Source organism: Rhizobium sp. NPDC090275 (assembly GCF_044772225.1).
GTDB lineage: Bacteria > Pseudomonadota > Alphaproteobacteria > Rhizobiales > Rhizobiaceae > Rhizobium.
In genome coordinates this window covers 69,911-90,189 of sequence record NZ_JBIVYL010000018.1, presented here as the reverse complement: position 1 = coordinate 90,189, position 20,279 = coordinate 69,911, and the positions used below count along the sequence as shown (strand labels likewise).

Below are 20,279 nucleotides of genomic sequence, written 5' to 3'. Positions count from 1 at the left end.
GCGAACGTGCGAGCCGATCCAGTCCGGCAGGGTCTGGGTCCAGGTGGCTTCTGCAAAGGCATAACTCGATGCGCCAAGCACGCCGACAAAGATCTGCGCCTCGCGGATCTCGCCGGTCTTGCGATCGACGATAGGCAGCTTCTTGCCGGAATAATCGACAAACACCTTGTCGCCAGCAATGTGGACCTGCCGCATCGTGGGCGTCAGACGCCGTTCAAAGCCGCGGAACAGGTCGCAGAACCGACTGAAGCCGTAGCCATCCGGATAGACGGCCCGATACTCCTCCCACAGGATCGTCAGGGTCACGCCGGGCTTCTTCAGCTCGATCGCAATGACGCTCCAATCCGGCTCTGGTAGTCGCCGCACCCCTTGCTTGGTGCCTTGCCTGGCGAAAAGTTTGCCTTCCAAGACGTCGTCAGTCAGATCGGCAGGCAAAGGCCAGGACAGCCCTGCCGTCGCAGCTCGCCCGATCCCGTCCTGTACAGTGCTGCTGGCGATACCGAGCAGATCGGCAATGTCGCGAACGCTCACACCGTCCGATCGCAGTCGAAGTAAATGTCGGATTTGTCTCATGGTCAGCCTTCGTCTCTTCGACATGCCATCTCCTCACGTTCGAAAGGAAATACATGCCAAGGTTGCTGACCCAGGGACACTGCCTACGTTGAAAAGCTGTCCGGTATCAAATCGGAATCGCGTCCGGTTAATTCTCAAAATCGTGTCCGGTTTTTGATCGGAATGCCGTCCGGTAAATCATCGGAATCCACAGTTGATTGTTTTCCTGACCAATCATCGGCGACGAAACGTTCTATCCTCACTGGCGGCAAGCCAACGCCTCTGCTCTCAATTAGGTCAGTTTCGGATTTGTCTGACCTGCTACTGCAGGCTGTCTTGAGCGCGCGGACTTCGCCCGACGATGAGACCAAGCCTGGAACGATATCATGGCGATAGTGCTGCCACCGCGAAAGCAGTGAAGTCGCGCTTGCAGCAGAGACCGTTGTGTCCGTCCTCCCGGTATCGTGCCCCTGAAAACTGAGAATTCTTGTCGGAGACGATGGTTAGCTGAAGTCAAGGAGGTCAGTTTCGTACTGACAAAGCTCGGAAAACGCTGGCATACTGCGGGTGGGAAAGATCTGGAAGCGCAGCCGCTGCGTTTGGGGCAATCCAGCGCATTTCGGTATGTTCGTCGCCCAACAGCCTTGGTTCGCCGCCCTCCCACTTAGTTATTAGAAATACGTGGTAACGGGCCTTTTCGTGCTTCGTTTCTTTTGGTTCAGGCAGCTGGGCGAGAGAGGCATAGCTGGTTGGGCTAAGACCAACCTCCTCTACGCATTCCCGGACGAGTGCATCCTCGACGGTTTCATTTTTTTCTACGTGGCCGCCTACGATGTCCCATCGGTTTGGGTACCAATCTTTATGAGCTGCTCGGCGAACCAAAAGCAGATGGCCATCCCTCATGAAAATTCCGCAGGCGAGGTGTATCATGACAAATTTCCAAGGCTACCGACGGCAACTTGCAACGAGAAATGGTGAGATGCTGTCACTTCCGATCGTCCCTATTCGACTGCCGCGCACCGTCGCCAAGTTCGAACATCATGGAACACGAGGACCATCGCCCCGAACACACAAAGGGCTGCGCAAAGCGTGAAAAGAGACCAGTATCCAAAGGCATCCGCGGATGTGCCGGTGCCCAGACCCGACAGCAGAAAACCGACACTAATCGTGTTCCCAAAAAGGGCTGATGCTGTCCCCGGCCTGCCAGGTAGCATGGCCTGCACCAGTTCCATCCCAACGATGCTGATGATCCCGATTCCCCCTGCCCTTGGCAACTGCCCGATGTAGAGAGACAACATGGTAGGCCAGGCGATTGCCATTAGAAAATAACCGCCGAACAGCAGGAAGCCGACCAAGAGAAGCCAATGCTTGCTCGACAGATAGGGCCACGCAACGAAAGCTCCCATCACGATCACTTCCAAACCGGCGCATAAGCTAAAGAGTATCCCCACGTCGCTCTGTGTACCAAGGTCTTGCGCAACCACGATCGACATGGCGTTTGATCCCATGAACATCGCCGTGTGGAACGCTGCGAGCGCAAGTAGCGCTTGGGCGGCAGACAGTAGCGTGCTTCCCGACACTTGCGCTTTATTTTCGTCGGCAGACGGCAACACTCTCATACGCGCGAAAGTCACTATGGCTAAAGCGGAAGCTGCCAAAGATGCCGCTCCTAGGTAGACGCCCTCATATCCCGTCGCAAAGATCAAGACTGCGCCAAGCGCTGGGCCAATGGTCCAGCTAAGCGAAGATACGAGCCTTAATAGCGCCATTCCACGCGAAACAACCGGCTCTCCGAGCTGATCAAGTTGGGCCTTTGCAACCGCAAATAATAGCGCGAAAGAAGCGGCGCTGAGACCGAAGAAAACCCCTGCACCGAGGATCAGCAGCCAGGTCTGCGTGATGTATGCACAAGCACCAAGGCCAAAAACTTTTGCAAAAAGCGACAGGAGCAACGGCCAGACGACCGGCTTGCGATCCTGGAGATGGCCAAACAGTGTGGTGACCGCAATACCCGCTACTGCAGGCACCGTCAGGAAAACACTAAGCTCCAGGGGCGACATCCCAATCTTTTGAACAGCAAGAAGCGCCATATAGCTACCAGCCATTGCTTCGGCCACCATCGCGAGCAGAACGGCGGACATTACGGGCAAGAACAATGGCGCACGCCAGAGCCGCGTTGATGGGATCTCGTCTTTTGGCCTGTCGCACTGCATGGTGAGAACGGACTTTCGGTTGGCGATCTAAAAATCACAACGCAAAGGAGGTGGTCGATGTTCAACCACTATTTGCGGTGCTCACCTGTATCCCGTCATTTCGAGATAACCTACGCCGGTGGTAGAGCCATTAAACGAGATAGGACCTTCCCAGTAAGGCGTGGACGTAGTCATCCAAGACTGATCGTTTATTGCCTGAGTTTGCACATCGAGTGATTTCGAAGGGATTTCAATCCGCCAAGAGACCGGGACCTGCTTCCCATCGACCGTCGTGGTCCGCAGTGGCGTGAGATGAACTTGGTCTGCAGTCAGCGGTGTTGTGCGTCCATCAGGAGAGATCCAGTTTGCCGAGATATAGCCGTCCTTGTCATCGCGCAGACGAAAAGCCATTAGCTTCTCGCCACTGGCAAAGTGCAGCGAAAACCAATCCCACCCGCTCTGGTTTGAAGCAAGTGGTTGCGAGGACCACTCTCTGTCAAGCCACGCATTGCCACTCACCGTGATGGGCTTCCCCGACACCTCGATTGTTCCGGAGACTTCGTAAAACGGCTGGGAATAGTAGTAGCTCGCCTGCCCGCTTGCGGACTTCACCGAATACCCGCTATCGCCTTGGAGTACCAGTGGGCCGTTCGCTTTCAGGTCCAAAGTGTAGCTGAAGCCCAGCCCACTGGCTTTAAGTGAGAGGTTGGCGATAGGATCGGAGGTGGAATTGTCGTCGGCCGACATTGTCCACTCATCTATCCAGGCGCGGAAAGGCGCAGCCTCGACCCCCACTTGGCCCACGCCGCCACGGCCTAGTCGCTCCCCGACGTATTGGCGTTCGCGGGTCGTGATAGCGGCATGTCCGATCCAGATCTGGGGGTCCGCGAAGCCTGCCTTGCTTGCCGGGGCAAGTGCGGATCGGAAAAGCGTCCACTGCGCTCCGTATAGCTTGCCGTCCTGCCCCTTGAGGTTGGCAGTCACGTACCACCATTCGATGCGAAACTCCGGATGTGCTTCATGATCTTTTGGGAAGGTTAGTTCATGGCCGCGCTCTGGAATAGCGAAGCCTTGGGCGTCCGATCCCAATCCGGCAAAGCCTTGCCCTCGCGTTTCTCCCGCTGAACCCATCATCGCGACCACCAAAATCAAAGCTGCTGATCTACCGTTCATTGGCAAAAATCCTGAGCAGGTCGGACGGATTGATCGTTGAAAGACGACGGACAGGAAGAAACACAGAAGCGAGAGCCGCAAGGAGGGCAATTGCACCCAGCAACAGCCAGTCCATGGGAAACACATACATGGGAAGCCGCCATCCAAAGGCTTCAACATTCACGATCGCCAGCAGCACCCAAGCCAATATCAGACCGACGGGTATCGCTGCGAAAAACGTAGCTAGCCACAGGGCCAGCGTTCGGGCAACCTCATACAAAGCCAAATCACGCCGCCGTACTCCCATTGCCCAAACTGGCGCCAGTTGGGGAAGTCGGATTCCGGAGAGCGTTAGGAGACTGGAGAACATGGCGAACCCGGCTACCGCCAAGGTAAGGACGTTCAGCGCACCCGTGACCTTGAAGGTCTGGTCGAAAATCGCTCGCGATTGTCTCTTCAAGGAGGCTTGATCTATAACACCAGTCTCCGGGAGACCGAAGTCCTCGATCAATTGCCGCTTCAGATCAGCTGATTTTTCAGGATCGACACGCACGCCATATCGGAGTTTGGCGACCTGCGGGTAATGAGCAATCAAAGCGTCAATCCCGATAATGACCTGTCCGTTTGGGTTTCCGTAGTCAGAAAACACCCCAACGACTTTTGCATTCCAGCCGCCGGGCATGGTTACTCGGTCACCTATTTTCGCTGCTCCGCGCCGCCACATCTGCTCGTTGATGAGGGCGCCCTCACCTTGTGCGACCGTGTCCCAAACGCGACCCTGTGATGCGATCAGAGGCCAATGCTCGCGGTAGGTTGGGTCGTCCGCGACCCCGAAAACCTGAACTTGCTCGCCTGCGACATCGCCGTCCGTGCTCCAGATTGGCAGGACGGAGATCGAGCGTGTGGCAAGCCAGGCCCTTAGCCTCGCCGCCTGGGCTTCATCCTTGGCGGTGACGTAGAGCTCCGCGGCAAGGCGCTGATCGAGCCACGCGTTGAACGTCAGCCGGAAACTGGAAACCATCGTGCCAACCCCAATGTTAGCCGACAGCGCCAACAAAAGCGCCATAAGAGCCAAGGATAACCCGGGGAGTTGAATTCGCGTGTCTGCCCAAAACCATTCAGTTATGGCGCCGCGCGACAAACGCTGCATGCCGATCAATATGGATGCTAGAACCGAGGGAAGCATCAGTGCTGCTCCCAGCAACAGGCATCCAAGCACCGCGAAACCAGCCACCAAGCCTGAAGCCGCCAGCGCCAACGCGCCACCAAGCAACAGAAGCATACCCCCAATCCCTGCTTGGATGATCAGTCCCCGTGCGGACGCTCGCGCCCAAGCTCTCGGCTGCGCGGCGGCGAGAATGGGAAGTGTCCAGACCCGGTATAGACTTTGACCGGAAGAAATCGCCATCCCGGCAAGCGCTATTCCCAATCCAGCGAGCCACCACTCTGGGCGGATTGATAGTGACCCGGAGACATTGGCCCCGTAAAGCCCGCGAAGGGTCGCCGCGACACCCGGCATCAGGATCGACGCGATCACGTATCCGAGTATGACCCCGATGATGCCGGATGCCAGAGCGATGATCGAAAGCTCAACAATAAGCGTTGCTGTGAGTTGACGGAGCGAAACGCCAAGCGATCGCAGGGTTCTAAGTGTGCCACGTCGCTGTTCGAAGGTAAGACCGGTCGCCGAGTAGACAATGAAGAGACCGACGACAAACGACAGGAAACCGAACGCGGTTAGGTTCAGATGAAAACTGTCGGTCAATCGCGCGACATCCGGTTGCTCGTCCGGTCTGCGAACAACAAGCCCAGGCGCGAGCTCATCGAGAGAAATCGCAGCCAAACGTTCCGTCGGGGCCACAACCAGACGATCGATCTGACCGTGCTTGTCTAGCAACCGATCTGCGACGGCTATGTCCGCGAAGGCTGCGCCCTCCGGGACGTTCTCGTCGATCCGCATTTTCATATCCGTTTTGCCACGGAGCTGTTCAGCTGTGGCACTGGACACCAAAAGCTGCCCACCCGGGTCGAAAAAGCTCGTAAGGTCCTTTCCGCTTTCAATGGTGAGCGGTTGGCTATCTCGGGGCATGGTCAACAGATCTATGCCGATCAACCGGATACGGGCTGTCCCGAGGCGCGCCATCCCTTCAATAACCGGCGAGACCTTAAGACCGGAGCGCCGAAGCTTTCCATAGATGTCGGTTGAGATGCCGGTACCATCATCAGCCACGATTTGCGCTAGCCCTGCTTGCTGCAAAACCGAAGCGGCCCGAGCATAACTTGCCCTTGCCTCGGCGTTGATCGCTTGCACACCGGACCACAACGCTGTTGCGAGTGCGATACCCATCACCAGCGTAAGGAGCTGCAGGGGTTTGCGGCGCCAGTGCGAAACAAGGGCGGTGAACGCTTCAACGCTCATTCGACAATCTTCCCACCGCGAAGGAGTACGGTTCGATCCAGTCGAGCCGCCAATCGGGTTGAGTGCGTGACAAGCAGCAGCGCCGATCCCGCGCTTCTCGCCAGATCGAGCATCAAATCAAGTACGGCGTCACCGGTTTGTTCGTCCAAATTCCCGGTCGGTTCATCGGCGAGGATGAGCCGAGGCTTGGCAGCGAGGGTTCGACCTATCGCGACGCGCTGTTGTTGCCCCCCAGATAGCTGTTCTGGATACCTCGCGGTGCACTGCTCCAATCCCAAAGCCTGGATCAGCGTCATTTCCCAGATGCTGTCTTGTCGCTTCGCCAATTTCGCATGGAAGGAAATATTGGCCGCGACCGTTAACGACGGAATGAGATTGAACTGCTGGAACACAAGGCCGACTTTGTTTCTTCGATATCGGGCCCGTTGTTCCTCGGAGAACTGGCTCAGATCGTCGCCGTCAATGACAACAGAGCCACTGTCTGCCCGATCGAGGCCTCCAGCCAGGTGAAGGAGCGTGCTTTTGCCGCTTCCAGACTCTCCTGTAAGAGCGACGCTCTCGCGGGCCGATACGCTCAGATCGATCCCTCTCAGGATCTCAATCGACCCCTGCGTGGATGCGTATGATTTGCGAACGGCGTCGAAGGTGAGGATCATTGTTCGCTCTGGCCCACTTTCAAGGAGAAGTCGATTTGAATGACCTATGCAGGAAGCGGCATTTGCACAAGGGCCGCAACAGGTTGATTTCAGGGCCCGCTCGCCTAGCTCCCCGAGGGCCGGTCTGAACGACTTGCGAGGCTCACGCGGGAGGCGGCCATGAGCATGTCGCGGTAGTCTCAAACATCTGCGACCCCTCGGAGTTCCAAGGCCGCTGGTCTTGGGCCCGTCCTTAACCGGCCACTTGAAAACAATCACTCGCATGCGCACATGAACATTGGAAGAACGAGATAAGGAGCTTTGTTATGGTCAAAGTTGGATCCATTTCGAAAACTGCTATCGACAACTTGGGCGCCATTGCGAGATTTCGCCGTCAGCACCGGTCAAATCGGGGCTGGCTTGTTGGCAACAAGCGTATCCCGTCAGCCTCCATTGCTACACTTGAGGAGAAATCTCTCCTACGGGAGGTTGCGTTCAACGGCGAACCGACGCTCATTTTGACCGAAGACGGGAAGCGGGTTCTTGAAGAACGGTCGCGTGGATAGAGAATGACGCGTTTGACGACATGGTGAAGGTGTACCCGCGCAGACACTGCATAACGCCGAAAAGCTCGAACAATAGCGCTCCTTGACCGATTTGAACCAGATGGCGATGCCACGCTCTATATCAGGCCTGGGAATTGCGGTTGAATTGCGCTGCTATTTTGAAACCATAGACTAACCTCGCGGATCCATGGTTGGTCATGGCTGAGCCGTAACAGAGACTGACTAAAACGATGACGGTTTTCACATGGTGGGCTTGGAGGGCACGGGGGTTGACGGTGCCGGTCATGCCAGCTTCTTTTGGGGATGATCTACATGTCTTAGGCGAAGCCGTCCCCAGCACGACAAAGGCGAAGGGCGCTGGCACCTTGTGTCACGCATGTGCATAGGACGGCCTTTTTCCTGACTTCGACGGCACCGTACGCCCGCTTTTACGCAAAAGAAAAGCCCACGACGTGGAGGCGTGGGCTTTTCAGATCTCTGCTGTTGAGGGGCTAGCAGAGTGAACAGATCCCCGAGTTCGACAGGTCTATTCGACTTGTTAACTCAGTTCTCGGTCGAAGGTTCCCGACAGACTAAAGTTTATTGAGAGGGTAGTTCACCGAAAGTGTTTTCTCGACGTTTAAGAGTGGGATTGCAGTAAGCCGATCACTTGCGGCTTTCGATCCTGGTTCGATCATGTCTTCAGCCTACTTCATAGCGAGGACCATTTTGCAAAGGCTGACCAAGCTGCGATCCAGGCCGCCGCTTCGTACTACATCCTTGCATCGTACCTTCGCCTTTGCACGATCCGATGGAGACATATCGTTGATCATCGAGAGGCTGCGGCCGTTAGAGCTGTTCGTGTTTCTCGTTCCGGAGCCATTTCCGCCATTGCTAGTGCCGTTACCGACTGTTCCTCCCTGACCGTCATCGCCATCCGGATCCCTTATCGCGGGGATACCAAGCATCAGGTCGAGCAATGTATTGCTACCAGCGCCCACGTTCACATTTGCAGTCGCCAGACCGGCGCCACCTACGTCCGCGTCGACATCGGCGTTGACGCCGCCCCTTCCACCAATACTAGCGGTGGTATCGAGACCAGTTCCACCAGACGAGCGCGTCGCCCCAACGGACGTGTTGCTGCTAATGCCGTTTGCGCCACCCACAGAGGCGTTCACACCCAATCCGCCTGTCGATGGACCACTCACATTTGCATTCACGCCGCTCCCGCCGCCGACGGACACATCGGCTACCCCCGTCGACCCGCCGACTGTCGCATTGACGCCGTTCGCCCCACCAAGGGAAACGCCAAGGCCGTTGTTCCCGCTGACACTCAGACCATTTGAACCGCCCACATCGAATGCAGTTGCCTCGAAGGGCAATGCGAACGTAACCGATCCGGCTGCCAGAGCAGTGATCATCGCAAGCTTTCTCATCATGTATTCTCCGTTCGTAGACAGGCATCAGGCCTGTGCGTTGAAACGGAAGTGCGCACTTCCTTGTGGTGAGGTAAGAGCGAACACTCAATCCACGATAGCTAAATTAGCAAAGTCTCCCAGCGTTCCTTCACACGCAAGAAGGCTCCAGACATGGTTAACGAAAAGTAAAAAGCTTAAGGGGCGTCGAGGTAGCCGGGCCAAAATACCGTGCCGTTGGGCGAATTGCCAGCCGTTGCCTGTCGCTCGGATATCGTCATCTACCTGATGTCTGCCGTTGACGCTTTCATGAGGGCTCTGATCATTTGCCAGAGGCTAACGCTTAAACTCCGTCAAAGCTGCCCGATTGCGGTCATGCGTACGATCTCCGACATTGCCATAGTCAGATCATTAAATCGCTGCTTCGGATGGCGGCCGCAAGACAGCCAGCGCCGATTTTTTCTTCGAACAAGGAGAGTGGATGCCCCTTCATCCAGGCGACGCAGACGCGCCAGCCCTCGCCTTTCGTGCTCGGAATGTAGCCTCCGCTATAAGAGCGAGCGGAAGACCAATAAAAAACGGGATGAAGAAGTAGATTACGCGGAACGCGACTAACGAACCGATTGACGCCTGATCGCCCATAACGTGGCGCACCGTCGCCTCAAGGACGCCCAAGCCTCCGGGCGCATGCGTAACAAGGATAGCGACGTTCGCCATGGAAAAGGCTGTCGCCGCTTTCAGGAAAGTCACATCCGAACCGACCGCCATTACTTCCCTCAAGCAGGCAGACACAAACGCGAAATTCACAGTCCCTACGATGAGCTGCGCGACGGCAAGCCGAAGAGTTGGCATCTGAAACGTCCAAGATCGAATTCGAAGAGGCGTTCGGACAAAGGCAGCCAACCCAAGGTAGGCCACACTAAAAGCAACGCAGGCGACACCAGCTGCTGTCACAGTGCCCTCGCTAAGTCTCAGCACCTTGGCAGCGTCGGAAGGGTTTAGGATCATCACGATGCCACATAAGGTCCCTAAGCCGATGCCAACGGTCACGCCCGACAATAACACGATTTTCGCAACATCTTCGGCACTCAGCCCCCAATGGGCATAATACCGGTATCTCAATGCGCCGCTGCTTAGCCCAGCCAGCCCAACGCTTTGACCGATCGATAGTGCGATGAACGAAGCAAGTGATATCTTCGGATAGGCGAGATCGTTCTTTACGTATCGAACACCAACCCAATCGAAGCCGGTGAGGCAAAAGTAGGAACAAAAAGCAAAGAATAGTGCAGTGGCCAGATTTCGGGCAGGAATCTCTTTCACAGATCCGATGACGTCGCTTAGCGAATATTCTCGGAAGGTGTGATAAAGGAGATAGCCTGCGGCACCGAAGCCTACAATGAGCACGCTATATGTGAGAACTCGTTTTGCGGTCATTGGCGCTCTCTGCCGGCCCTAAGCCAGATGATTTCTTAGCTCTGCTCTCGAAGACCTGGAGTGGCTTCCCGTTGATCTGCATCTTCAAGATCACTGGCAACCAAGAAGGTGTCGGTATGCTGGCGCGCTGCCTCGCGCAAGGCGGCGAGGTTCGGCACGTCGTCGCCATCAAGAGGGCCGTTCTCATTCATTATTTCATGCTCGGCCTGCCGCCAATGGTCCTCGTGATGGCCATCCAAGCTGCCTTCGGATTCCCAGATTTCGTAGGCGCGGGAACGAATGCGTTCGATCTTGTCCTCGTCCGTCTCTCCACGGACTTCTGACGTGGTGGATATAAAGTCTTCCGCGGTTGGTTTGACACCTTGAGTTCCGGTTGTTCGCTCAGCCATGATAATCTCCAAAACGATTTCGACGAGAAACGCCATGATGGAAGCGAGGTTCCACCATCGATGGCGGAAAAAGGGCATGAACACCGGCAGTATAGTGCCCCTCACTCTGGCAGACGCCATTAGGGCGAGAGTTCGCCCGGTTCAAACTGCCAGCGACGTCTTCACCGCCACATTCGTGAGGCGTCTTAAACGTTCGAGGTGAGTGCTTAGACGACGCTCCACGCGAGCGATCCGCCAAGCGCAGGCCGGTTATGATCGAAGTCCCATGTGCATTCGTCCGGCCGAAACTGGGATTAGTCGCGGAACAAGGTCGAGATGACGAAGTTTGAACAAAGGGACCATGAAGGTCTCGAACAAACGGAGGAAACACTATGGCAAATCAAGGCGGATCGCATGAGCAGCACGTGAAGGCTGGTCAGAGCAAGTCGAGTTCGAAGCAGGCTTCTTCTGGCAAGTCCTCGACGGCTAAGTCAGCGTCTTCCGACGGCAAGTCTGCTGGCAAGCAGGGCGGGTCGCATGAGCAGCACGTCAAGGCGGGCCAGCAAAGTCATAAGAACAGCCATTAAAACTGAGGCCCGCGCCAACCCGCGGGCCTTATACATTTAAGGCGATAGGCATGCGGTATTTCTTGAACATCCGGGACGGCGAAGAACTGCTTGTTGATCCGGACGGATCTGAGCTCGAAACTGTCGAACTTGCGATCGAAGAAGCTAAAGCGAGCGCCAGGGACTTGATGGCGGAGAAACTTCGCGCCGGCGAGCCTGTCAACGGTCAGAGTTTTGAGATCAGCGACGCTCACGGCACCGTCGTTGCTACTGTCAAATTCAGGGACGTGCTCCCTTTGTGAGCGGTCCGAGCAAACGTTCGTACTCTCGTTCCGAAAGTCCGTATGAGTCTGACGCAAATTCTTCCAGTGCTGTTCGATCACGCACGGTGACGAGACCCCGACTTGATGTAATGAACCGGTTTCCTTCTAGGACATGCAAGGCCGTGGTGACGCTCGGGCGTCGCACTGACAGCATCAACGCGATAAATTCGTGGGTGAGGGACATACGGTCCCCATCCACCCTGTCGTGACACATGAGCAGCCACCTTGCCAAACGCTCTTCGACGGTGTGCTTGGCGTTTGACAGCGACGTGAACGCGCTTTGAACGAAGAAGGCTTGGGAATATCGCAGCAGGTGGGCCAAGATGGTCGGCCGAGCGACGAGAACCGCAGACAGGCGCTCGGGCGAGATTGCCAAACCATCTCCATCTACCTGCATGAAGATCTCGAATGGCAGCGATCCGGTTTTAAGAACCGCCGATAATGGCGTGAAACCCTCGCGACCCACAACGCCGGTTTCTGCCTGGTGTCCCTCAGGCGAAACGACGACGACAGAAGCGATGCCAGACGATAGGAAGTACACCAATGACGGGCTTTCATTCGGCCGGGATAGAACCATCCCCTTAGGCAATCGGACGGGTTCGAGAAAGCTCATTAGGTGGTCGCGGTCTGCAGCACTGAGGCGATCAATTAGGTAGTTCATCCGGCTACTTCAATTATCTGGCGTTGACGCGGCATCTTGGCCGTTTGGTTATACGTTCCTCGACAAAGAATGTTCCGGCTGTGCGTCCTCATTCATCTCCGTGTCGCCGGCCCTCCTCCGAGAATGCGTTCAAATAGTCCAGTCGCCTGTCTGAATGTCGGTCCAGAGCGATCCAATCTCACTGCCCACACTCTGATTTTTTAAAGCGCGACATTCAACGACGGTCAAGCATTTCGATTACGCGCGCTAATCGCGGTGCCGGGCCCTGGATCCGCGGTTGGCGTTTTCCGCCATCCGGCCCTAATGGAGATGGCCCACGGGCCCTCGTGTCCCCTCAATTTTTGCAGTGAGCAGCGTTGAACAGAACCGCTGCCGCGCTAATTGGACATTGCAACTCAAGATCATGGAGCACGAAATGGAACAGGCAGGCGTCGGCTGGATCGCAGCGATTATCATCGGTGGCATCGCGGGATGGCTCGCAGAGCAGTTCATGAAGTCGAACATGGGCGTGTTTATGAACATCATCCTCGGCATCGTCGGGGCTATCGTCGCGAATGCGATCCTGTCTGTGTTCGGGATCGCGCTCGGTGGCTGGCTGGGTTATCTTATCGCTGGTTTCATTGGAGCTTGCATCCTGATCGCACTGGGCAGGCTTATCCGGCGCTAAGGCATCCTCAAGGGTCTCCGGCGTGCGTTAGCCGCCGGAGACCGTTCAAGCTCAGTGAGATGATTGATTGGCCAGGATCAGAGAACTGTGGCGCTATCCGGTCGCCTCTGTCGGAGGTGAAAGCGTCGACGAGATCATGGTCGGTGCAAAAGGGGTCGACGGTGATCGCGAGTATATGCTCGTGGACCTCGTCTCTGGGGAGATAGCTGCTCCGGAGAAACTGGCAAGATGGCGGCCCGCCCTCGAGCTTGTCGCCTTTCACAGGGACGGCGGTGTACTGGCGGGTCCAGCGTGGTCGGCCAATTTCTCTGATCCGGCGCTTGACGACCGTCTGTCCACGCATTTCGGATTTCCATGTGGGATCCGACGACTGGGCGCTGTCATCGAAATTGGATCGGGGCCTGTGATGATCCAATCACGCTACGACGTCAGTCCCCTTCACATTGTCTCTTCAGCCGCCATCGAAGAACTGCAGACATCCGTTCCTGGTGCCATCCTTGATGTGCGCAGGTTTCGGCCGAATATCGTTGTCGACGACGTCTTCCGTGACGATGAGGTAGCCGGCAGGCCTTTCACCGCCGGCGTTTTGAAAGGGACCATGACCGAGGCAACGAAAAGATGTGGGATGACCATGATCCCGCAAATAGGGCTGCCGGAGGATCCGGAAATCCTGCGGACCATTGTCAGGAAGCGCGCCCGGTGTTTCGGCGTCTACGCGACTGTGTCGGAAGCCGCGACGATTTCCGTTGGGGACAAGTTTTGCTTTGTCGATCCGGACTGAAGCAACATTGAACCGTTGTCCAGCGAAGCCGTGATTGCAGAAGCCACCTTCATGCCCATTTCGTGTGCGCTCGTGATGCCCTGCACGAACGGGAGCTTGTGCAGTAGGAACGGCACCGACACGCAGTAGAGTTTGTTCGAAACGCCGGGCTGGACACGCGGCCGGAAGTCGTCGTCGATATCAATGCCACCAGTTCGTTTCAGCGTCTGATCACCTTCGACGGTGGTGGCCATGGTCTGGGCCTTTTTCAGCGCGTTTGGCTGTCGAAGGCTCGGGAATGGGAGGTCGGAAGCCGAGAGGGCATGCTGGCCGGTCGCATCGATGAAGGCGTCGAACCTCATCTCGTTGCCAGCGATCTCGACCACGGCCCCGCTTTCGTGCGCAGGTCGCTTGATCTCGTAGTCTTCACCCAGCGCAACGACCTCAAGTCGACCCGCGACGTGGAGCGCGAGAAGTCGCTCGACAGACGCATGCGGGACGGTCGCGTAATCGTCGACAAAGACCGTCTTGAAGTGCTTGTGAAAGCGTTTCAGATCGTCAACATTAAAGTGCGGCACGGCAATGGCAACGACTTCGTGCATGCGCAAAATGGCGTAGCGCCATGCGACGGTTATCCGATGCTCCTTGTTGTGCTTGGCCTCGGCGAGATTGCGGGCTGCCCAAACGAATGGATCAGCCTCCTGTCTGGCCTTGAAATACCGGTCCGCGAAGGTTTCGACGCTTGCAAGCCCTAGTCCGACAGACGCAGCGTAATCCGGGTCCGCGTAGGCGATTTCCTGCCTGAAGAGTTCGAACACGTCGTCCAGAAGACTGGCCGGTTTTTCATGGATAAGACGGCGAACAGCCTCTTCCGTACATATCGTCAGTGGCAGGTACGGGATCGGGCAGTAGAAGTCTGCTTCCGGAAGCAGTCCCTTTCGCGACATCATCGTAAGATGAAAACCGGAAGCATCCGGATCGGCCTCGAACCTCAGTGATCCGGCGTCGTCGCGCAGGAACATCCCGTGAGAGGTCGCCACGGAGACGACGGCGTCAATACCGCTCAAGGAGGTCCCCAGAACACCAACCGCTACCGGGCCGATGCGTTTGATCGCCGCAGCCGGCCAGGGAGACGAGAAATATCCTGGAGAAATCTCCGTGTCTTCCGGCCAGTCGTGCCCGGTCGCCATGACGACATGATCGAAGGTCGCCCGCCCCTCCTCGCCGCGCCCGCTTCGGTAGGTCAGGTCGATGTCGGTCGCATTGAGCTTGATGTCCAAGATCCGATGGCTCGCCCTCACATCTATCGAGTGGCCGGCCTCAAGACCCTTCTTCACCAACTTCCAGAACTGGTCGGCCAGAAATTCGCCAAGAACGACGCGCGGATAAAATTCGCGCTCGCCGATGTCGTCCGTTCCGATGCCCAGTTCCTGGAGACGCTCGAGAGAATGGGAGCGCAGCCAGTCGACAAGACCTTCTACGATCGGCGGCAGTTCAATACTTGCGATGTTGGCGAGCATTGCCCGGTCGTTTACGGCCGGATGGTACGGCGTCCCTTTCCCTGCGTCCGGCGTCTCTTCGAAGACAGTAATCGACATCGGTCGCGGCGAGCTCACCAGTCCTTTGAGAGTGTAGATGCCCGTGGGGCCTGAACCTATGATGGCAATACGTGTCATGGAAACTTTCGCCGGGAGGAATGCTGGGAATGAGAAGCTACGTGGATGCAACGCCTTTGGATCAGACGGCCTTGTGTCTTGCGACCACCTCGTTGCGGAGAATTCTGTGAGGGAAATCTGCAAGCGTTGTAACACCGAGCGATAGGAACGTGTAGCTAGCGATACGGTTCCGCTCGTCGCAAGCACCCCGTGCCCAATGTCCGATGGCGTACCGTGCTAGCGATCAGTCCGAAGGTTGACCGGTGGAGGCTGCGATGTGCGCCTCCTTCAGGAAGGCTCCACCCTCGACGATCGCCACCACGATTTCTTGCGCGCCCCAGCCCGCATCGGTTGCCGCTTCGAGAAGTTTGTCCAGGGCAGCCCGCACTTGCGCCTGAGCCTGATTGTAGCGCTCCGCTTCGACCTCGGTCTCGGGCTTTGAGAACGTCAGGCAGGCCGTGTAGCAAACGTCGTCTTGCATATGGCACTCCATTTGACGCTGACGGGTTCACCGCTCGACGCCCGATTACGTCAGTGTGAGGCGGACGCCAGGTGCGGCCGGACGTTAAACTTGCCAAGCGGTGCCCCGAGGCTTCATGGTGAAGCCGTCGGGATAGGCGTCGATCGCGACATTTGGTTAGAAGCGGTCTCGCACTTTGTCGAACATGTCGCGGAGATCGTCCAGCGTCCGCTCGTAGCGAGAGCGCGAGGGGGTGGCCCTGAGACCTGCGACAGCAAAAGCGAACGCTCCCGCGAGAGCGGCAACGGTCACCAGCGTCGACACCGGGTATAGCTTGACCGTCGCCTCGGTCTGGCGTGCCACCTGTCGCGCGCCACCCTTGACCGCGTCGGCAGCGGTGACGAACTGCTGTCTTACGGTCTCAAGTTCTCTGCGCAGAGCACTAATTTCTTCCTGCGCGTCGAAGTCGCCACGGGACTGCACGCCGCCCAATGTCGCGCTCTTATCGACCCCCGCGCGCGGAATGGGCCTGCCAATCTTTGCGCTATTTTCCGCTGAGGTCTTGTTTTCCTTTTCGGTTGCCATCGGATGCTCCTTTCACTGGTCGCTAAAAATGAAATATGCCTCGGATATGCCTTCCAGCGATCTTTTGTTCCGCGATGACCGACCTTAATCCCGCAGATTGCGGTCCGGATGGGAAAAAATCATGTCATCATGGCATCTGGCGGCACAGAGAAATCCAAGTTCAAGAAGCCAAGGGATTGGACCTTCCTTAGCGCAACAAGCTCTGACCTCCATCGATCCAGATCGGCGTGCCGGTAATGTGACGGGACCGATCGCTGGCAAGGAACGCGATCGTCTCGGCGACATCCGCGGCCTTTCCCGCCTTGCCACCGGTCACTGGTATTTCGCCTTCCGGCCAGATGACCGGGACTTCGGTCTCCTGCTTGTTTCGACTGGCCGTATTGTCGCTGATACTCGTGTCGATCGCGCCGGGGCAGACGGCATTAACGCGGATGCGATGCTTGCCGAGTTCGAGCGCCAGTTGCTGGACCATCGCAACCTGCGCTGCCTTGGTCGCAGAATAGGCAGTGGCGCCCGGTGTGGTGAAGGTGCGGGTGCCGTTGATCGATGAAACGACAATGATCGAGCCGCCGCCGGCCGCCTTCAGATGCGGCACGGTGAGATGCAAGGTCAGATAGGTGCCGCGCAGATTGATCGCTATCGTCTTGTCCCACTCTTGCGGCTTAAGGTCATCGATCGGAGCCCAGACACCGTTGATGCCGGCATTGGCAACGACAATGTCGATGCCGCCGAAACGGCCCACAAGCTCACTGACAGCATTGCGCATTGCCGCCTCATCGCTGGTGTCGGCGGTCAATGCAATAGCTTCACCGCCGGCCGAGCGGATTTCTGCGCAAGTCTTCTCGATCTCTTCTGCCGTGCGGCTAAGCACCGCGACGCGGGCGCCTTCCGCTGCTAGCCTAGTTGCGGCCGCCTTACCGATCCCGGATCCGGCACCGGTGACGAGTGCGGTTTTTCCCCGAAGCTCCATGTGGTACAACTCCTTTTAGAAACCGCAATGTTTAGACCGGCGCTTGGTTCCGTTTTCGAAGACTGGTGGGTCGTAACGTTTCGCTATACCCTCACGGCGTCTAGCAATGAACGGCAGACAGCATCGCTATCGCACAAAGAAAGAACTGCTTTTGTGGCCTTAGTACAGCTGTGCACCTCAGGCAATCTGGTAAATTTCAAGGTCGCTCCGCCGTAGGCGGCGGAGCTTGAGATCGCTCAAGGTAAGTTGTGGCTATGCTGACCGAGCAACCAAGTTGAGAAGTTCCAGGCCGCCGGCAGGCTTTGGCACGAAAGCCACTCCATCGTCTAGGTCGCGATGTGAGAGCCTGATCAGACCTGAGGTCACGATGATCCGGGTCGCGGGCCAGCGCCTGCGTACGGTTGCAACGAGACCTAGCCCGTCCATGGATCCCGGCATGTTGATGTCTGTGACAAGGATGGCGATGTCATTATTTTTCATGTGTACCATCGCCTCGTCGGCATTCGAGGCTTCCAAAGTGCGCAAGCCCGCCCGTTCCAGGAAGTCCACGGTATCGAATCTGAGCTGTGGCTCGTCTTCGACGATCAAAACGTTTGGGTTGACATCGCCGGCCAAGGCAGGCTGGTCGCTTGGCACTTCGATGACTTCCGCGCCGTCGCTGGACCCGCTCGTCGCGTCGCGCAAGTCGTACTCCATTGCTGCTCGGCTCCAGTGCTGCTCGTCTTGTCCAAAGGGACGCCCCGCCTGCTCCCACAACGCGTAGGCACGATTAATAATCCAGACGTTCCGACTATCCACTTCGAACTCCTTTCAAATTGTTCGACAACGCAGATCCCGACCTGTTGCCGGGATGGAGTACCCTCCACTTTGGGAGCAATCGCCTCATGTCGGCCGTTCCCATCGTCTCATCCAAACCGCACAACTCGCAGGATTAGGCTGGGTTCCCGCGATAGGTTGAGAATGTGGTGTGGCGACGTCTTCTGCGAGGGAAATTCGCACGTTGTGCGTGCCTGACTTGAGAGGCGTGGGGCGTGAATGCGGTAAGACTTCCACCGCTCTATCAGTCGATAGTCCACACAACCGACCACGCTCCGATTGCGCGCGTGTCTATCGAGCCTGTCGACCATATCGATCGCCCCGCCGGAACGCCCTGTTGTCTTTGCACTTCTGAAGAAAGGTTAGCGACCAGTAGAAGTCGGCGATCTATACCGAGCGACCAGCAAACTTCGACGATATGGCCCGATGTTCTGGCGTACTCGGTGTGACAGGCGTCAAGATGGGGAACGATCTCCCTGTGTCGTAGCGCGATGAGTTCCCGATAAGTATCGAGCATTGCCGCGTTGTCTGCCTGCGCTGGCTCTTGCCAATTCAGCTTCGCGCTCAAAAATGTCCCAAGAGTGGTCGGATCCGGGGCCAATTTCGCACTCTCGTCGTCGAAACCGGGAAGTCGAGACAGTTCCTCACGCCTGCCTTTGCGAACATTTTCGTTCAGCTCTTCGTCAAAGTCGCAAAAATACGGGAACGGCGTTCGCGCATTCCATTCCTCGCCTTGGAAGATCATGGGGATCTGAGGGGCCAAAAGATAGGCGCCTGCCAGTGCTTTTATCGCCTGCAAGGAAGCCACGTTCGACAAGCGGTCGCCGAACGCGCGGTTGCCTACCTGGTCGTGGTTTTGAATGAACGAGATGAAGGCTGTAGGAGGAAGATGTCTGCTGGGTTGACCGCGGCGCGAACCTCGGTATGGCATTTGCTCGCCCTGAAAGACGAAGCCCTCTGATAAGGCCCGAGCTATTTTGTCGGGGTCGTGCGCGTAGTCTGCATAGTAGCCGAAATCCTCCCCGGTGGCTGCCGAGTGCAGGACGTGATGGATGTCATCGTTCCATTGTGCGGTGTAGAGCTTGGGAATGCCATTCGCGTCCCTCTCAAGCAGATCACTCGCATTGTCCTCGTTCTCGACGATGAGGTGGACATGGCGGTCACCTGCGGCTTCCTTGGCCGTCGAAGCGATAAGCGCCAGCAGATGCTGATCGCTATCATCCTTGATTGCGTGGACGGCGTCGAACCGAAGCCCATCGAAGCGGAACTCGTTGATCCAGTAGGCAACGTTTTCGACGACGAACTTGCGAACCTCGCTGGATCCCTCGTCGTCGTAGTTCACGCCGTCGCCCCAAGGAGAGGAATGCTTGTCCGAAAACAGCGGAGCGTATGCCGGGATGTAGTTCCCGTCAGGTCCGAAATGATTGTAGACGACGTCAAGGAAGCAGCAGATCTCGCGCTCATGGGCGGCGTCGATCAGCGCTTTTAGATCTTCCGGTCGCCCGTAGCTGCTTTCTGGCGCGTAGGGCAGAACGCCGTCGTAACCCCAGCCTCGCCCGCCTCGAAAGTCGGCGACAGGCATGAGCTGCAGTGCAGTCACGCCGAGCTGGCGAAGATAGTCCAGTCGCTCGATCGCGGCGGTGAACGTTCCCGCCTCGGTGAAAGTGCCGACATGCAGTTCGTAGATGACCATCTCATTCCACGGCCTGCCTTTCCACTGTGGCCGGCTCCAAGGAAATTCCTTTCCTCCCACAAGCTCGCTGGCGCCATGGACGTCGTCAGGCTGATAGCGAGACGCGGGATCTGGAACGACGAGGCCATTGCTCAGGACGAAGCTGTAACGCGAGCCGGGGGCGACGCCGTCCACGCGTCGAGTGAACCAACCGTTGTCATGAGCCTCCATTGCCAGATCTGATATACCGGCCAGCCGTAGCATGATGGACTTGTGCTTCGGTGCCCAGAACCGGAAAGTGATGTTTTCGTGTTCGAAAAGAGGACCGAACGATAGCTGTGTCACGTGGCTTCAATCCTTGGCAGATACCCTGGACTGCGCAACTTCGTTCCGTTCATTAGGTTCCCGTCCTCGCCTTGGAAAAGGTTGCGG

Annotated in this window: 19 protein-coding genes and 1 pseudogene; 4 read left to right on the top strand and 16 right to left on the bottom strand. The window is 57.0% G+C overall.

Features of this window, described 5'->3' with window-relative positions; translation table 11 throughout:
• From ACIQUB_RS30160 to ACIQUB_RS30120, 9 genes and pseudogenes are all read right to left on the bottom strand, one after another.
• Positions 1-597, bottom strand: a pseudogene (locus tag ACIQUB_RS30160) (IS21 family transposase); the annotation flags it as partial.
• A gap of 477 nt (positions 598-1,074) precedes the next feature.
• Complete coding sequence (locus ACIQUB_RS30155) at positions 1,075-1,482, bottom strand: NUDIX hydrolase (RefSeq protein ID WP_402935336.1); 408 nt, start codon at positions 1,480-1,482, stop codon at positions 1,075-1,077.
• A gap of 71 nt (positions 1,483-1,553) precedes the next feature.
• Complete coding sequence (locus ACIQUB_RS30150) at positions 1,554-2,708, bottom strand: MFS transporter (RefSeq protein ID WP_402935333.1); 1,155 nt, start codon at positions 2,706-2,708, stop codon at positions 1,554-1,556.
• A 138-nt stretch (positions 2,709-2,846) separates the two neighbouring features.
• Positions 2,847-3,917: a lipocalin-like domain-containing protein gene (locus ACIQUB_RS30145; protein ID WP_402935330.1), complete on the bottom strand. Its 1,071-nt coding sequence runs from the start codon at positions 3,915-3,917 to the stop codon at positions 2,847-2,849.
• A complete protein-coding gene (locus ACIQUB_RS30140; protein WP_402935327.1) occupies positions 3,907-6,315 on the bottom strand; it encodes an ABC transporter permease in 2,409 nt (802 codons plus the stop codon). The genes ACIQUB_RS30145 and ACIQUB_RS30140 overlap by 11 nt, the downstream gene beginning before the upstream one ends.
• Complete coding sequence (locus ACIQUB_RS30135) at positions 6,312-6,971, bottom strand: ABC transporter ATP-binding protein (protein WP_402935324.1); 660 nt, start codon at positions 6,969-6,971, stop codon at positions 6,312-6,314. The genes ACIQUB_RS30140 and ACIQUB_RS30135 overlap by 4 nt, the downstream gene beginning before the upstream one ends.
• A gap of 1,231 nt (positions 6,972-8,202) precedes the next feature.
• Complete coding sequence (locus ACIQUB_RS30130) at positions 8,203-8,931, bottom strand: hypothetical protein (RefSeq protein WP_402935322.1); 729 nt, start codon at positions 8,929-8,931, stop codon at positions 8,203-8,205.
• A 468-nt stretch (positions 8,932-9,399) separates the two neighbouring features.
• Complete coding sequence (locus ACIQUB_RS30125; RefSeq protein ID WP_402935319.1) at positions 9,400-10,344, bottom strand: YbhN family protein; 945 nt, start codon at positions 10,342-10,344, stop codon at positions 9,400-9,402.
• Positions 10,345-10,379: 35 nt separating this feature from the next.
• Positions 10,380-10,769 carry a DUF2934 domain-containing protein gene (locus ACIQUB_RS30120; protein ID WP_402935316.1) on the bottom strand — a complete coding sequence of 130 codons (390 nt, stop codon included), beginning with the start codon at positions 10,767-10,769 and terminating at the stop codon, positions 10,380-10,382.
• A 335-nt stretch (positions 10,770-11,104) separates the two neighbouring features.
• Between ACIQUB_RS30120 and ACIQUB_RS30115 the strand changes: the two genes are divergently transcribed.
• Entirely contained in the window at positions 11,105-11,299 is a 195-nt protein-coding gene (locus tag ACIQUB_RS30115) for a hypothetical protein (RefSeq protein ID WP_018901340.1), read from the top strand.
• Positions 11,300-11,349: 50 nt separating this feature from the next.
• Positions 11,350-11,580: a DUF6894 family protein gene (locus tag ACIQUB_RS30110; protein ID WP_113237927.1), complete on the top strand. Its 231-nt coding sequence runs from the start codon at positions 11,350-11,352 to the stop codon at positions 11,578-11,580.
• Here the strand turns inward: ACIQUB_RS30110 and ACIQUB_RS30105 are convergent.
• Positions 11,558-12,262: a Crp/Fnr family transcriptional regulator gene (locus ACIQUB_RS30105; protein WP_113237926.1), complete on the bottom strand. Its 705-nt coding sequence runs from the start codon at positions 12,260-12,262 to the stop codon at positions 11,558-11,560. The two genes, ACIQUB_RS30110 and ACIQUB_RS30105, sit on opposite strands and share 23 nt — an antisense overlap.
• 415 nt (positions 12,263-12,677) lie before the next feature.
• Here ACIQUB_RS30105 and ACIQUB_RS30100 point away from each other — a divergent pair, with 415 nt between their 5' ends.
• Together ACIQUB_RS30100 and ACIQUB_RS30095 are read left to right on the top strand one after the other, a co-directional pair.
• Positions 12,678-12,929 carry a GlsB/YeaQ/YmgE family stress response membrane protein gene (locus tag ACIQUB_RS30100; protein WP_402935312.1) on the top strand — a complete coding sequence of 84 codons (252 nt, stop codon included), beginning with the start codon at positions 12,678-12,680 and terminating at the stop codon, positions 12,927-12,929.
• Between the two features lie 67 nt (positions 12,930-12,996).
• A complete protein-coding gene (locus ACIQUB_RS30095) occupies positions 12,997-13,710 on the top strand; it encodes an MOSC domain-containing protein (RefSeq protein WP_402935310.1) in 714 nt (237 codons plus the stop codon).
• Here the strand turns inward: ACIQUB_RS30095 and ACIQUB_RS30090 are convergent.
• The 6 genes from ACIQUB_RS30090 to treZ all read right to left on the bottom strand — a co-directional run bounded on the left by ACIQUB_RS30090 (position 13,641) and on the right by treZ (position 20,192).
• Positions 13,641-15,365 (bottom strand): FAD/NAD(P)-binding protein, encoded by a 1,725-nt coding sequence (locus ACIQUB_RS30090; protein WP_402935307.1) that lies wholly within the window; start codon positions 15,363-15,365, stop codon positions 13,641-13,643. The genes ACIQUB_RS30095 and ACIQUB_RS30090 overlap by 70 nt on opposite strands.
• Positions 15,366-15,588: 223 nt before the next feature.
• On the bottom strand, positions 15,589-15,825 hold the full coding sequence (locus tag ACIQUB_RS30085; RefSeq protein WP_402935304.1) for a hypothetical protein: 237 nt from the start codon (positions 15,823-15,825) through the stop codon (positions 15,589-15,591).
• Positions 15,826-15,981: 156 nt separating this feature from the next.
• Positions 15,982-16,389 carry a hypothetical protein gene (locus ACIQUB_RS30080; RefSeq protein ID WP_402935302.1) on the bottom strand — a complete coding sequence of 136 codons (408 nt, stop codon included), beginning with the start codon at positions 16,387-16,389 and terminating at the stop codon, positions 15,982-15,984.
• Positions 16,390-16,576: 187 nt separating this feature from the next.
• Positions 16,577-17,359: an SDR family oxidoreductase gene (locus tag ACIQUB_RS30075; protein WP_402935299.1), complete on the bottom strand. Its 783-nt coding sequence runs from the start codon at positions 17,357-17,359 to the stop codon at positions 16,577-16,579.
• 252 nt (positions 17,360-17,611) lie between these two features.
• Complete coding sequence (locus ACIQUB_RS30070; RefSeq protein WP_402935296.1) at positions 17,612-18,157, bottom strand: response regulator; 546 nt, start codon at positions 18,155-18,157, stop codon at positions 17,612-17,614.
• Between the two features lie 262 nt (positions 18,158-18,419).
• Positions 18,420-20,192, bottom strand: coding sequence for a malto-oligosyltrehalose trehalohydrolase (gene treZ / locus ACIQUB_RS30065; protein ID WP_402935293.1), 1,773 nt, complete (start codon positions 20,190-20,192; stop codon positions 18,420-18,422).
• Positions 20,193-20,279 lie beyond the last annotated feature (87 nt).

Excerpts from the sequence above, each read along its gene's own strand:
- ACIQUB_RS30155 (WP_402935336.1), bottom strand. The coding sequence starts at position 1,482 with ATGATACACCTCGCCTGCGGAATTTTCATGAGGGATGGCCATCTGCTT.
- ACIQUB_RS30145 (WP_402935330.1), bottom strand. The coding sequence starts at position 3,917 with ATGAACGGTAGATCAGCAGCTTTGATTTTGGTGGTCGCGATGATGGGT.
- ACIQUB_RS30140 (WP_402935327.1), bottom strand. The coding sequence starts at position 6,315 with ATGAGCGTTGAAGCGTTCACCGCCCTTGTTTCGCACTGGCGCCGCAAA.
- ACIQUB_RS30135 (WP_402935324.1), bottom strand. The coding sequence starts at position 6,971 with ATGATCCTCACCTTCGACGCCGTTCGCAAATCATACGCATCCACGCAG.
- ACIQUB_RS30130 (WP_402935322.1), bottom strand. The coding sequence starts at position 8,931 with ATGAGAAAGCTTGCGATGATCACTGCTCTGGCAGCCGGATCGGTTACG.
- ACIQUB_RS30125 (WP_402935319.1), bottom strand. The coding sequence starts at position 10,344 with ATGACCGCAAAACGAGTTCTCACATATAGCGTGCTCATTGTAGGCTTC.
- ACIQUB_RS30120 (WP_402935316.1), bottom strand. The coding sequence starts at position 10,769 with ATGGCGTTTCTCGTCGAAATCGTTTTGGAGATTATCATGGCTGAGCGA.
- ACIQUB_RS30115 (WP_018901340.1), top strand. The coding sequence starts at position 11,105 with ATGGCAAATCAAGGCGGATCGCATGAGCAGCACGTGAAGGCTGGTCAG.
- ACIQUB_RS30110 (WP_113237927.1), top strand. The coding sequence starts at position 11,350 with ATGCGGTATTTCTTGAACATCCGGGACGGCGAAGAACTGCTTGTTGAT.
- ACIQUB_RS30105 (WP_113237926.1), bottom strand. The coding sequence starts at position 12,262 with ATGAACTACCTAATTGATCGCCTCAGTGCTGCAGACCGCGACCACCTA.
- ACIQUB_RS30100 (WP_402935312.1), top strand. The coding sequence starts at position 12,678 with ATGGAACAGGCAGGCGTCGGCTGGATCGCAGCGATTATCATCGGTGGC.
- ACIQUB_RS30090 (WP_402935307.1), bottom strand. The coding sequence starts at position 15,365 with ATGACACGTATTGCCATCATAGGTTCAGGCCCCACGGGCATCTACACT.
- ACIQUB_RS30085 (WP_402935304.1), bottom strand. The coding sequence starts at position 15,825 with ATGCAAGACGACGTTTGCTACACGGCCTGCCTGACGTTCTCAAAGCCC.
- ACIQUB_RS30080 (WP_402935302.1), bottom strand. The coding sequence starts at position 16,389 with ATGGCAACCGAAAAGGAAAACAAGACCTCAGCGGAAAATAGCGCAAAG.
- ACIQUB_RS30075 (WP_402935299.1), bottom strand. The coding sequence starts at position 17,359 with ATGGAGCTTCGGGGAAAAACCGCACTCGTCACCGGTGCCGGATCCGGG.